This window comes from Paenibacillus solanacearum (assembly GCF_910593845.1).
GTDB lineage: Bacteria > Bacillota > Bacilli > Paenibacillales > NBRC-103111 > Paenibacillus_G > Paenibacillus_G solanacearum.
Genome location: NZ_CAJVAS010000018.1, coordinates 102,708 through 116,540, shown reverse-complemented (window position 1 = coordinate 116,540; position 13,833 = coordinate 102,708). Strand labels below are relative to the sequence as shown.

Annotated in this window: 11 protein-coding genes; 2 read left to right on the top strand and 9 right to left on the bottom strand. The window is 54.0% G+C overall.

Going from position 1 to position 13,833, the window contains the following annotated elements; all coding sequences use genetic code 11:
• Positions 1-111: 111 nt before the first annotated feature.
• Together KXG62_RS34675 and KXG62_RS34670 are read left to right on the top strand one after the other, a co-directional pair.
• Entirely contained in the window at positions 112-486 is a 375-nt protein-coding gene (locus KXG62_RS34675; RefSeq protein WP_425517361.1) for a DUF6022 family protein, read from the top strand.
• A complete protein-coding gene (locus tag KXG62_RS34670) occupies positions 476-859 on the top strand; it encodes a DUF6220 domain-containing protein (protein ID WP_425517360.1) in 384 nt (127 codons plus the stop codon). Before KXG62_RS34675 ends, KXG62_RS34670 begins: the two co-directional genes overlap by 11 nt.
• An 88-nt stretch (positions 860-947) precedes the next feature.
• Here the strand turns inward: KXG62_RS34670 and KXG62_RS19415 are convergent, their stop codons facing one another.
• From KXG62_RS19415 to KXG62_RS19375, 9 genes are all read right to left on the bottom strand, one after another.
• Complete coding sequence (locus KXG62_RS19415) at positions 948-1,400, bottom strand: pentapeptide repeat-containing protein (RefSeq protein ID WP_218093658.1); 453 nt, start codon at positions 1,398-1,400, stop codon at positions 948-950.
• Between the two features lie 50 nt (positions 1,401-1,450).
• On the bottom strand, positions 1,451-1,909 hold the full coding sequence (locus KXG62_RS19410; RefSeq protein ID WP_218093657.1) for a GyrI-like domain-containing protein: 459 nt from the start codon (positions 1,907-1,909) through the stop codon (positions 1,451-1,453).
• Between the two features lie 228 nt (positions 1,910-2,137).
• Complete coding sequence (sigJ, locus tag KXG62_RS19405) at positions 2,138-3,001, bottom strand: RNA polymerase sigma factor SigJ (RefSeq protein ID WP_218093656.1); 864 nt, start codon at positions 2,999-3,001, stop codon at positions 2,138-2,140.
• Positions 3,002-3,052: 51 nt separating this feature from the next.
• On the bottom strand, positions 3,053-4,249 hold the full coding sequence (locus KXG62_RS19400; RefSeq protein WP_218093655.1) for an NAD(P)/FAD-dependent oxidoreductase: 1,197 nt from the start codon (positions 4,247-4,249) through the stop codon (positions 3,053-3,055).
• Between the two features lie 140 nt (positions 4,250-4,389).
• A complete protein-coding gene (locus KXG62_RS19395; RefSeq protein ID WP_218093654.1) occupies positions 4,390-5,181 on the bottom strand; it encodes an SDR family NAD(P)-dependent oxidoreductase in 792 nt (263 codons plus the stop codon).
• Positions 5,182-5,358: 177 nt separating this feature from the next.
• Positions 5,359-6,375, bottom strand: coding sequence for an AraC family transcriptional regulator (locus tag KXG62_RS19390; protein ID WP_218093653.1), 1,017 nt, complete (start codon positions 6,373-6,375; stop codon positions 5,359-5,361).
• 334 nt (positions 6,376-6,709) lie between these two features.
• A complete protein-coding gene (locus KXG62_RS19385; protein WP_218093652.1) occupies positions 6,710-8,041 on the bottom strand; it encodes an ABC transporter substrate-binding protein in 1,332 nt (443 codons plus the stop codon).
• Between the two features lie 188 nt (positions 8,042-8,229).
• Complete coding sequence (locus tag KXG62_RS19380; RefSeq protein WP_246627532.1) at positions 8,230-9,741, bottom strand: L-fucose/L-arabinose isomerase family protein; 1,512 nt, start codon at positions 9,739-9,741, stop codon at positions 8,230-8,232.
• Positions 9,742-9,762: 21 nt separating this feature from the next.
• On the bottom strand, positions 9,763-13,803 hold the full coding sequence (locus KXG62_RS19375; RefSeq protein WP_218093651.1) for a glycosylhydrolase-like jelly roll fold domain-containing protein: 4,041 nt from the start codon (positions 13,801-13,803) through the stop codon (positions 9,763-9,765).
• Between the last annotated feature and the right edge of the window lie 30 nt (positions 13,804-13,833).

The following is a 13,833-nucleotide window of genomic DNA, read 5'->3' as shown; positions in this document are numbered from 1 at the left end:
CTACGCTCTGATCGAAAATCGATGCATAGGATACATTCTCCACGACTGCCGCTTAAGCGTCAAAGTTGAAATACTGAGATTTAGTGAGAAAACAGGAGAAAACATTACTTTATAGTGGGAGGAGATTCTGCCTATGGCTTTTTCTGCCTCAAACTTTTCGAGCCTTTGGTCGCGGAGATGGTGAGAGCCGGTTTTGTCCCCCGTCCCGTATTCCCGGGGACTTTTCCGCAATCGGAAGAGCATTGGGGACCTTGGGAAGACCGCGAAAGACGTTTTTGGAGTGTCATTCGCCAGGAAAACGGACAACCGCTGGGAACTCTGGTAACTAGGGTTCATCACGATCATACTCGCCTGCGATTACCTAGACCCCCGCAAGTCTTTGTGATTCACGAAACGGATCCCACCCTCATTTCCCATGTGATCACGCACGCAGATCCGGACCGCGAGGATCCGATTGACGGAGGTAAAGGAAGTTATGAAAGATAGTTCATCTCGTCGCATTGCCCGTTTCTGTTTTATTGTGCTCGCATGGCTGTTTGCAGCTTCCATTACGGTTCAAGTTTTCTTCGCGGGACTTGCGTTATTCGTCGATTCCACGAACTGGGCTGCCCACATCAGCTTTGCAAGATATTTCGGGTTCCTTCCGCTAATGATGGCTGTGTTGGCGTGGAGCGGACGGCTGTCCTTGAAAACAATCCTGAGATGCATCGGACTATTTGGAATGATTATCGGTATGTTTCTGACAGCTCTCTTCTCGTCGCAGATCGGAGGATTGTCTGCGCTTCACCCTATAATCGCCCTTATGTTATTCTGGAGCAGCACGGAGATCATACGCTCATTCCGCAGAACTATACACTAATTCGAAGGTAATAATGCGCCAATAACGAGGGAGCTGTCCTAGCGGCAGCTCCCAAGTATCGTTAACCATTAATGACATCAATAATTTACTACGATTTTGATTGATACAATTCCAAAAGCTCTTCAACCCGTATCCCATTTATCTTCATTCCTTTTAATTCACAATCCCATATCTCTACATGGCTGAGGTCGCAATTTGAAATCTGGCTGCCTCTTAGCTCACAATTCTCAAATCTTACGGGTTGTCCTGCGGTTTTGTGATGGTAATGGGGATCCCCTTCTTTAGGGATACCAATGTTATGTATGTAGGCTCCGCCCATCTGGGCTCCTTCAATTTCAAGATGGCTCAAATTCGCATCCGAAATTTTAAACCCAGTCATGTTCACATCATGCAGCGCCATGTCACTCATGTTCGCATTGTTAATTCGTGTTCTAACTAAACAGACATCATTAAAATATAATTCCTCTGCTTTAACCTTTTCGAACCGGGAGCCTGAAATATCAGCCATTTCATAATTCAAACGATCAGCCTTTAGCTCCATTTCTATCACCCTCCAATTATTGTTATGCCGACAAAAAAACAGTGAATGCCTTACTTTTTGGTTATCGGAATATAGACCGAGATCGTTTTCATTCCGTCTTCCCTGTCCAAGAAGCGATTATCGTAAAGCTCAAAATCAGCGGATTCTGCTCTTTTGTATTCCGATGCAGCAAGCCAACTACCGGAATACTTCCATACTTCGCCAATACGGTGACCTGTGTAAACAAAGAGTGCATACTCTTGCATCGGTATCGTTCTACCTACCATGCCTTCCGGGACATGTTCAAGATTATGTACGGAAAACCCCACGATATAGTTAAAGCTTTCTCTGGGATTTGGACTATATTCACTTAAGCCAAACGCAAAATATGGATCAACCCGGTTAATGATTTCATTCCTTCTCCGTCCAAACTCGCGCCATAAGTCCCCTATTCGATCCTCAGAAAGCTTGGTAGTAATCATTGGACCGACAATATTGAATGATTTAAGTGTCACTACGTGAACATCCATTTTTATCATCCTTTGCTTCTAGATTTTAGATTTAATAACCTCTCAACAAAATATGGAATATTAATCCATTGCAACTAATATATAGTACATATGTTCTTGTGTAAAGTAAAAAATCCAAGACCTTATTAACTACAACCGCCAGTTAGCATGCCAAAAAGCCGCCGATCATCACGGCGGCCTCTTGACGTCGTTATTGAGCTATCGTACCGAGGGAGTTCAAGAATATCCTTACATTCGGACAAGCTTATCCGGGTTCCATACCGCATACATTCTGGCAAGCTTTCCGCGTCGGAGCTGTATAAATATAGCGGCCACGATGGCGTCCTCAGATCGGATGACGATACCGTTCTCGCCGTTCAGAGGGACCGCCTCGAAGTGGAGTTTCCCATGATGATACGGCCTTATGCCGTGGAACCCGTCGATCAGGACTTGGGCCACGCGATCGCGCGTTTGTACCGGATGCAGGAATGCGGTGGCTTTCCCGCCTCCATCGGCGACAAATATGGCGTCCTCGGTCAGTAAAGACTTCACATGATCGACGTCACCTTGCTCGAGGGATACGAGGAACCGGCTAACCCATTCCAACTCGACCGCTTCAGCCGCGACCGGCTCCTCCTCGGATATTCCCATCTTGCCTCTTGCCCTGCTCATCAGCTTGCGGCAATTCGCCTCTCCCTTGTCGAGCAGTTCCGCTATTTCCGGATAATCGAAGCCCAGCGCCTCCCGCAGGACGAAGACCGTCCGCTCGGTCGGCGTCAGCTTTTCCAACAGTACGAGCATGGCGTAAGACAGCAGATCGCGGCGGACGACTGTCATCTCGAGCGTATCGGCCCCATTTGTCCAAATCGGTTCGGGAAGCCACGTACCGACATACACTTCCCGTCTCTTTCGCGCCGATTTCTGCTGATTAAGGCAGTGATTGGTTACCACTTTGCACAAATACGCCTTCGGCTCCTTCAACCTTTCGGGATGTACGTCGCACACCTTAACAAACACATCCTGAACCGCATCTTCCGCGTCTGCTACAGAACCGGTCAACTGATAGGCTAGCGTGAACAGCAGTGCTCTGTATTGATCGTACAGTTCCTCCATTCGCCATCACACCTTTTCTGCCTGTAATATTTCACTCTTGGATCCTCGCTTCTACCGAAGCTTACTGCCCGCATCCCATGCCAGTTTCCTAACTTTCCACGCAGTCTTTCCCGTTAAAATCAGATCAAGTCCCCATTTGCGTCCCCACACCATTCCGCGATTTTCACCGAGGCCGATGCAGAAAAATTCTATGATCGAGCTCGGGGATTTGTGAACCGGCGCGGGGCGGCCCTCCAGATCGGCCATTACGACGTGCCCCAGTCGATCAGCCTGCAGCCCGCATTCTCCGGCCCTCATCAGGTCGGCCTTGCCGTTTTTCGGGTCGACGATTCTCGTACAGTCGCCAATGCTGTATACACCCGGCGCCCCTTGGACGCGATAAGATTCATCCACCCGCACTTGACCATTGGGGGTAAGCGGCAGGCCCATCGTGCGAAGAGCCGGATTCGGAATCAAACCTACCGTCCATATACATAGACCCACCGGCAGACGGTCCCCATTATTCAATGTAACCACTCCTGCTTCCTCCCGCATTACTTTACGGTTGTAAAGTACGGATACGCCGCATTCGGTGAGTACCTGGTCTAATTTCCGCCCAACCTTCTCGGGTCCTTCCAGGAATAACCGTTCCTGGCCGCTCAGCAAATAGACGGAAACATCGGACGGGCTCAATCCTAATGACGAAGCTTCCTTCCGCATCTCAAGCGCCAACTCAGCGGATGTCTCAACGCCGCTGATGCCCGCCCCCGCAACTGCGACTGTCATCAGCCGCTTTCTTTCCTTAGCATTGGATTCACCAACAGCTTGCCGCAGATTGGCGCGCCAACGCTCCCGGATGACTGCCGCAGTTTGCGGATCCGTTAACGAAATGCCGCCCTGATCAGGATCAGGCGTCCGAACGATGCTGCCGACGGCAACAACCAAGAGGTCATAACCCATTCGGACCTCATTTCCTTGCGTATCCTCATATCGAATCTGTTTTTCCCCGCGATCCACAGACGTAACCGCAGCCTGCACGAATTCGACTCCTTCTGAAAACCGATAATGCGTCCAGGGAATCATTATCTCTTCCTCGCCTACGGCCGGCCGGAACAACAGCATTTTGCGCATATGACCGGGCTGCTTGTCGAACAGAACGAACCGAATCCGCCGCCCGTTCGTCATGCCCCGGGTCGCTTCCTTTATTGCTTTGAGTGCTCCAAGCCCAGCATAGCCGCCTCCGATGATTATACATGTCAAGTCGTTCATCTTTCCTCAGCTCCTTATTACGTTTTGCACATATAACAATGTAACGAGCTGATTTGTGACATCGAAAGCGAACAAATTACCTTGCATGAACCCGTAAATCAGCCGTTCAGTTTGTGGTGCACAGCCGAATAACGTTGAAGTTAAAAAATAGTAGGCACCATCCCCCCGTCCATACGGATGGGGGAGCCTTTAAATGCCGATGCATAAGGGCTGCATACGAAAGCAGCCAGTCGGCCGATTTCATAAGGCTTGATAAACCGCTGGATTTCTGATTGAGGCAGGTGTGCAGCCATAAACTTTTTCTCTTTTTCCGAAAAGTCCATATCGTCAGGAAACATCCCTTCAATGATTTGATATACCTTCTCGGAAAGCGTGGGTCCCGGCATAATCGTATTGGATGTGACCTCGGCCCCTCTCGTTAGTTTGGATAGGCTTTTTGACAGTGAGAGTAACATGGATTTGGTCATGCAATACTGCGGCATTTGCCCTGAAGGCATCATGGCTTCTTCGCTAGCGATAAAGAGGATTCGCCCGAAGTTGTTTTTTAGCATGCCGGGCAAGTAATATTTAGCTAACCCATTAGCGGCAAGGACATTCGTACGGAAGTACTTCTCCCATATTTCATCGTCAATGTCCTCATACGACATGATTTCATAAATGCCCATATTGTTTATTAATATATCGACACGAGGAAATTTCGCTAACAAAGCCTCCCTTTGCTGCATGTCCACAAGATCAGCTGCCGCATTCTGGGGGGAGGTCGCCGGGAACTCTGACTTCAATGCATTGACGGTTCGTTCGACCTCTTCATGATTACGTCCATTAACCAGGACATGGACGCCTTCCCGGGCAAGTTCAATGGCGATGGCCTTCCCGATCCCTTTGGTTGATCCGGTTACTAAAGCTGTTTTGTTCGTTAATCCCATATCCATAACCTATATCTCCTTTGCTGCCATTCAGGGCAAGCCCGAATTAGAAGTTATTGTTGGAACATCGTTGTGCTCCGGATAGAGATTATATTACTTTGCTTGGATCGTCCGGTAACTAGTGTAGTGCGCCAAATTACTTGTTTCACCCGCCAATTATGAAGACCGGAATAAACGAGGCGGCTAGGTGGAGGATTCTGCAGCGGTCGCCCTTACATATGCGGAGCGCCAATGCGAGGGAGTATCGCCTTCCCATAGCCGAAAGGCGCGATAAAACGAGTTCTGGTCCTCATATCCAATTAAGAAAGCCACTTCTTGGATATCGAGCTCGGGGTTTGCCAAGTATTCTCGCGCCTGTTCATGCCGGGTCTGTGTCAACAGTTGCTTGAACGTTGTGCCTTCGTCGGTAAGACGACGCTGCAGCGTACGGTTGCTCACACCCAATTCGCTCGCCGCAGCTCGAATGTCTAAGCCCCCTCCGGTTAGGCTGCGCCTCAAGATCCGCTTGACCTTCTCGGATATGGAGCGGCTGCGGTGTTCATCCAAAGATCGATCCAATATGGGAGTCAGGATCTCCAGCAGCTCTTTATTGTAGGAAGTAAAAGGACGGTCCAAATCGCTTCGATATAGCGTCAATCGGTCTGCCGGTGTTCCTGTCCGGACACGACACCCGAAGTAAGTTTCAAGAGCCTTTACATCTCCCATCGATTGGGAAAATTCCACGGATTGGGCCCTTAAAGGCTGGCCTGTGCCCCGCCGACCCAGCTCCAGGAGAAAAGCCAGAGTGGTTCCCACCAGCACTGGCGGTTCGAGCTGCCCCCCGCGTATCGAATCCAGTTCAATGGTACAGCGTTCGCCGTCTTCGGAAATACGCAAACCTTCCGGAGGACAAAGCTGTTTGTAAAGTGCCATTCGGTTAAGGGCGTCGCGATAGTTACGAGCATGGTAGGTCGCTAAGGCAGTCGGCGGATATTGCGCCGTTTCAAAGACGGTTGCAAGTTGGAGGATCGCGATGGCCGTATCGCCAACGAGCTCGGAGTATGCTTTCCAAATTTTGAAATAATGGTCGATCTCGACCGCGGGCTCTGTCATGATGTGAAGCGGCAGCTGCGCTTGGCGGGCTATATCGTGCGGGGCAATCCCCAATTGCTGCAATCCCGTCCAAAATCCCGCCGGGATGCTTATACGGTCAGATTTCATTACGTATAAACCTCCTTCAGTTGTTCACCTCATCGTACCGGTTAAGCTTAAGTATACAGCAAGATCTTGAACTTATCTTCCATAGGACGGAACGACCGCGCTGCATTTCATCCTTCAGAGAGTCGATCTCGTCCATAATAGAAAAAGCCCGAACCGAGGCAGCAGCCATCGTCCGGGCATTCATATAACGTCGTACTTCAGCGTTTTGCAGGTGGAGAACCGTGAGCGCGCAGCGAGTTGGCCTTCTTCGACGCCGGCGGAGTCGCTAGTGGTTCAGCCAATTCTTGGCCGTGTAAAATCATTCGACAAACCGCCGCCGCTTCGCAGCCCTGAATCACTGCCCGAACTGGGTCTGAATGGCTTTGTTCGCTTTTTCTTCCGCATCCCTGAGTGCGGTGTTCATGTCCATGGTGCCTTCCGCGACTTTCTTCAAATTTTCTTTCAGCGGCTTGTTGGCTGCGTCGTAATACTCCGTTCTCACGCCGATGGGAGCCGATTTCACTTTGAAGATGCTTTGTACGTTTTTCTCCTTCATGATCGGGTTGTTGGCCGCAAAGCTTTTCTTCAGCTCCTCATCGTTCATAGCGGGCAGTTTCTGCCCCTCCTTGGCGATGACCAGTTGATTTTCTTTGCTGACGATTTCCGATATGACTTGAAACGCTTCCTGCTTGTGCTTGCTCTGGGAGCAAACCATCATCAGAAACGGCCCGCTGGCGGGGCCGACGCCGGGGTTTTCTTTGAACGTAGGGTAGGAGGCCAGATCCCACTTCATCCCCGCTCCGCCTTGATTTTCCGCTGTCATCAGGTTGCTCGCGTAAGATCCCCAATCGGGAAGCATGGCGAGTGTCTTGTCTTTCAGAAACCGGTCTCTTCCCGTCCCGTACCCGGATTTGTTATTCGGCAAATCGGTAATGTTCTTCATAAGCTGGAATACCGTTTTCCATTGCTCGCTGTTAAATTGCGCTTTCCTGGTCGCCGGATTGACGAGGGGCTCCGGGGACAGCTGGCTGTAGATATAGAACGCATCCACCTGGCTGCCGAGCGGGTAATACTGGGTGTTCCCGTCCGTTCCGATTACCTTCCTGCCCAACGCCAGCACATCATCCCATGTCATGCCGTCCTTCGGGTACGGTACTCCGAATTTGTCGAAAATGTCCTTGTTATAATACAGCGCAGTGTATTGGGCGGCCCACGGGATGGCGTATAACTCCCCTTTTTTGCCGTACAAATCGTTCACGTTCATCAGGGTAGGCGTATATTTCGTCCGGTCGAAGCCGTTCGCTTTGGCCAGCGAAGTCAATTCTTGGGCCATCTCCAGCTCCTTCATCTTGAGGACGGAATACGTATCCACCGTCATAATATCCGGATACGTGCCTGCGGCGATCAAATCCTCCACCTTCTTGTCCGCGCTGCGCTCCATCACCAGCGTGATGTTCGGATATTTTTTTTGCACCGGTTCGACAACATACCGCTTATACTCGTCATCGGACATCCCTGCGGAATGCATGTAAAAGGTAAGGGTTACCGGTTCGCTGGACACAGGGGTTTTGCCCGATTTGTCAGCCCCCGCGTCGGTCGCGGTACCCGCGCCGTTTCCACCGCAAGCGGCGGTGAGGATACATAACGGCAGCAACGCAAAACTAAGTCTGATTCGTTTGTTCGGCATTCTTGTTATCCCCTCTCGATTAAGCGCTTCCAAAAACGTTCCCTCCCTGATGTCCTAGCTGAGTTTCGCGATAGCGGCAGGCACTCACCTCCCGAACGGCTAAGCTGGTATCGACTTGGCGTCGATCCGCAGCAGCCGCGTCTTGGAAAAATCGGGATTGCGCCGACAATGAATGCGGCGCAACCCGCTTACTCCCCGCATAGGGTGACAAAAGAACACTCCAGCAGCTCCGCCACTTTGCGGAACAGCTGCGCATTGTGGCCGATAGACAGCGCGCAGTGGTGCGTCGGCGCTTCCGCAAACCATCTGGCCATGTACGCGTCAGGGTGCTGGTTGAAGCGGACAGGGGTCTGCGTATTGCCGATCCGCATAATGTCCCCGCCGGTTGACAGCCCGCAGCCCGCGATCATTTTCAGCCGGCCGTCTCGTCCCTGGGTCACGTTCAACGTTGTGACCGGACCGGTTCTGACCTTGGCTTCCACAGAAATCCCGCTGCCCAATTTGCCATGATACAATCCCATGCCGCGCAACACCGGTTTCCCCTCGGAGATCGCGATATGAAACGGTCCGTCGTGTCCGAGCAGAATGGTTTGATCCTCGTAATCCACGACGACGAGCTCCGAGTAGCTCCCCCCCGTTCCCAACATATCGCATATTTTCATGGCGAGCGCTGTCTTTAAATCCCCTTCGCCGGCACAAGGGATGCCTCGCGCCGTGAGCAGGGAATGGCCGAGAATAAAGCCGGATTGCAGCTTCTCGTATTCATTGCCCGGCGCGCCGTGATAATAATAGACGAGTGCGTCGAGATCATATTCACGCACGAATCTTTCCTGGGCCGCAGCGACTTTGAACGCCCATTCCAGCTGCTCCTCCGTCGGCCGGCGGGCCAACGGATCGGCTGGCGAATCCTCGCTGATTTCGAACATGCGGTATGCCTCTTCCCGCTTGGACGCGATTTCTTCGGGGGTCACCCGTTCGAGCATTCGGTTCAGATCACACATTTCCAATATCTCGACGTGAAATCCGATCTGCGATTGCAGCATCGTAAAATCGCTGTACATATCGAGCATGCCGCTATACGTGTTGCCAAGAAACCCGAAGCGGCTGTTCTGCAGCGTTCTGACAACCGCCGCGCTGCGAATCCATTCCGCGATTTCCGTCCACGCCCTTATCGCTTCGGGACGCAGATGGGTCGTTTCGTCGGTCAGCGACACGACTGGCGTATAATCCAGCCCGAGCAGCCCGTTCACGACGCGAAAACGAATTCCGGCGCGCTCAAAGGCATTCGAGATTTCTGGTACGGGGCATGCTCCGCAGTGCGCCAGCCATTCGCCGGTCGTCGTTAAGTCATAGTTCACACGGGTAGCCGGCTGCAAATTCAGGATGACCGCGTGCTTCCGGCACATTTGATGCACCGGAAGCACGACGGAGCTTGTCGCGTAGGTAGCGGAATGACAGAAAACGATATCCACATTGTTCGCATTAAACCATTCGCCCGCTTGTCTGCCTTTTCCCTCCGTGTCGACGAGGCCGAAGTTGTAAACCTCGCCGTATTCCTCCATGCGGGCCGCGATGAAGGCATTGTACTCCAATAGCCGCTCACGAAGATGTTCGAATTGCTGCCAATATTCCTGAAGTCCGATGGAATATAGGCCGATTCTGGCTTTTTTCGCCGGTTTGATCGGCTGCAAAACGGTCATGCTGCAATCCCTCCAAATAAATCACGATTCGGCTGCGAAAAGAACGACCGGTCCGAACATACCGGATAGGGTCTGGCCTTCAAAAATGTAGTGCGTCGGGCTGACGGCATTGAGGTACGGCGCCAGCGTATTAAATACGATAATGTCAATCGTATTGTCTCCGGGAACGCACAGCCCGGATAGATCGAAGCGGTAAGGAGACATGACGCGTATACCGGCGCTCTTTCCGTTCACAAGCACCTCCGCCGTACCGCGAACGCGCCCCAGATCAAGGACAAGCGATGACGGAAGCGAATCGTCGAGGCGGAGCTGCTTGCGGTAACGTACGCCGCCGGAATACGATTCCAGGCCTTGCTCCGACCAATCGCCTGTCAGAATGCATCCCTCGGCGATCCGGTAAGTGACGGGAGCCCGGAACACCGCGCCGCCCGTCAGGCCGGGCCCCGGAACGACACGAAGCACAGCGCGCCGCTTCGCAGCCATCGGCCGGGGAAGCTCCGCTGCTCCCTCCTTCACCGCCACTTCCTCGCCGTCGATCCATAATCTTGCCGTCCCGGCAACCGGCAAGTATGCGCAGTCAGCTCCAGGCGGAATGATCCAGCCGAACCACTCCGTTCGTTGTTGGCCGAAGAAAGCGTCGGGGACAAGGCTGACCACGGTATCGTCGGCGGGCGCGTCTTCCAGCCATGCCGCTCCCGGCAGCGGATGCGGTCTGCGCCACAGGTGGCTGGCAGGCGGGTCTTGATTATGCGACCTGCCGCTCGAACCCCGCAGCAGCGCCGCGGGCTGCGCTTCCGGCACGGCATGCTGCACCTGCCAGTGCGAACCGCTGAAGAACGTGAGAACCTGGTTCTCTGGGCCCCGCACTTCGGCGTCTACCAGGAGGCCCGGCTCGTAATCGGGCACATGCACCTCGACGGCAATTTCATTCGTTCCCATCCGGAAGTTGCTCACCGCATACGGCTGAATTCGGCTGTTTTTGTAATACGGATCGAAGCCTCCCTGCCGGCCGTCCAGCTGACCGTTGACGAGCAGCCGGCAAGTGGCGTCGGCACCGACCTGGATCACGCCCTCCTCGGGCGGGAAAGGAATGTCGACGGTCGTGCTGAAGACGATCCGGTCATCCTTCACGACGCCAGCCGGCGCTTTCAGCCATTCCGGTCTCGCGAACCGCTCCGGTTGTCGTAGGAGACACCAGTATGCACGCAAGCTGCTGTTGTCCTTCTCGGGGAACAACTGCAAATCGAGAACGTTCAGCCCTTCTTCCAGACGTACAGGCACCACGCTCAAATAGCCGGGATGATCGGCATGCAGAAGAGAACCGTTCAGCCAAACTTTTTTGATAGCGGGAGCACCAACCGCCAGATTCACGTTTTGCACGGTGTCCGACCAAATACCCGTTCGAACGTGTACTCCTTCGCCGGCCGACACTTTGCCGAACAGGAGGAACTCCTCAGGAACATGACCTTTGGGACCGAGAGTTTGCACGTGTATCGGATTTTTCGCGATGCCGCGGCTTAACGAATACACCGCAGGCTTCCATCCGGCTGCGGATGTGTCCAGCAGGCCGGCATCGCGCCCCGCCGCCGGCTGCGGCAATTCGGCTGCGGCATAAGGCCCGCACCACCAGGCGAACGTGCCGAAGGTGGCCTGCACCTGCCCCGGGCGTGCAGCGGAAGGCTCGTGCCAGCCGCCTGAAAGTCCGTCTTCACCGGGCTGTTCTACCCGATGTTCCATGAACCATGTAGCTGTGGCAGGGGCTCCTTCATAGTCGGGCTTGTCAAAGTCCCCGTAACGGTTATCCAGCGTCGGAACAAGCTCGCATTCCCATTCTTCGCCAAGGCTCATGAGAGGTTCGGACTTGCTGTCCCCCAGCAGCACCGATTGCGCTGCGATCGATGGCATAGCCGCGATGGGTCCCGATGCCGCTTGTTCGGGTGCGGAATCGCTTTCCGGCAATGCATCGCGCTTCCAGACGAGAACGGCCGCAGGTCCGCTCGCAAAGGAAACTTCCACTTCTGCCCCGTCGGACCCGCGTCGTACAGGCAGCATGATCCGTTTGCTGGTAATCGGGTCCCAATGCTCCACTTCCTTTGCCGATTCCGGCAACCGGACCTTCATGGTCCGATGGTACTCGTCAGGCGTAAAGCTGTAGCTCACCTCAACCCACTTCATGTTCGGCTTGACATGGGTGGCGCAAGGGAATGCCGCTTGTACGAACAGCGCGTCGTAGTCTCCAATTCTGCGATGAAGCAGCGGAACGGGCGCATCGACCGTACGCCTGATGCCCGACAAGCGGGATACGACCTCTTCCGGCGTTTCCACGAACACCGCTTTCCCTTCTGCGAACAAGCCGGCCAGCCTGGCGGCATGGCGATCCTGCCGGTCGTCCAGCGGCTGCGGCACCTCGCCGATCGCGATCAGCGTCCCGCCGTCTTCCACAAACCGGCACAGCATCTTGGCCGTTTCCTCCCGCAGCAAGGAGCAGGCGGGAAGAATGATCGCCTGGTATGCCTCTTCGCGAATACACAGTCGTCCGCCGCGAATCTCGGCTAGCTCCAAAGCGTCGTCATTCAAAATATCGTAGTCGCGCCGATCGCCGTCCATGATGCCCGGGCTCGTATTGTTCCAATGCATGCTGCCAACCAGCGACGCGTAGCACTGCAGTGCCGCTTTTGCCCGAGGGAGCGGTTCGCTCAAGGTAAGGTTCGCCTGCACCGCCGTCGTCGGATACAAAATCCCGATTTCGCAAACATGATGCCCTTGCGTAAACAAATAGCACAGCCGGCTGACCGCCCCGGAAAATACCGAATAATGCCGCCAATAAGGCTGCCGCCAGCAGGTGGAAGGCGGCGCCCACTCGTACCAGCCGCCGCGCGTGCTGTAATAGGCGGCATGCGGATTGTACAGGTTCGCTCCGGCCCGAATCCACGGCAGCAGCCAGTCGAACGTCTCTTCCAGTGTTCCGCCCCAGCCGCTGCTGTGGAAGGATTCGATCCACACCCGCTTTTTGTCGTACACATGGGCAAGGGAGCTGTGGATTTTCGCTTCTCCGTGATGGTCGCTGCCGGGGGCGCCGTACCACCGGTGCGTACGCAAGTAATCTGCGTAATATTTGACGGCCGCCACAGGATTGCCGCCTCTCGCAGGCCCCATCTGGTCAAACCCGCAAGTGAGCCCGTGGCGCTCGTGCCATTCGAAAAACGGACGGAAGAACGCCTCCTCGGCCAGCTCCGCTCTCACTTGCTGGTAATCGATCCGCATGCGGCGCGCCTCGGCGCTGTCGCCTTCCCACAAATACATCAAGCGTGGATCGTAGCCTTTGCGCTGACGGAACTGATCCGCAAATTGCGAGCCCCATGTCGGGAGGTTCGGCAATTCATCCTGAAAAGAACCGACGATGACGTCGCGGAACCAGTGGCTTGCCCGGCGCTCGAACTCGCCATGCACTTGATCCAGCAGAGAACGGCAAGCTTCGGCAGAGAAATAATCGAAGCCGCGCCGTATGGCGTAGATCAGACGTAAACGAAACCGGCCGGGCATGGAGAAGGTGACTTCTGTTCCGCTTGCAGCAATTTCTACCGGGTCCCCGGCCGCATTGCCTTCGTCGTCAACGGGGACGGCTACCGCTGCCAGAAGTTCTCCCTCCGCAGGGCAGCGAACCGTCAACGAATCCTCCCCTAGCGTTGTGAGCGTTTCCATCGATTGCCCGGCATAAGACGACTCATTTCGCACCAAATTCGCCTGGATATTTGCCCCGGAAAATCCGATCTGATCGTAAAACCAAAGACGAATGCCAAGCTCATCGGCAAATTCGCATACGCTAGCGAACACATCCCACCATTGTTCGGTAAAAAAATGAGGTCGATCGGCATCGGAACCGTAAAGCGGACCGGTCGGCGCCAGATTGAATACAAGCAAGTTATAGACGCCGCCTTCGACAAACTTCTCCATTTGCCATCTCAATCGTTCGAGATTCAGCTCGTCACCGCTCCACCACCAAATCGGCACGGGCGAAAACTCCCTCGGCGGGTTTGCAAAATGTTGTGCCACTTGTTCCATTCGTCGTTCTCCTCCCCAAGCTCGAGAAAT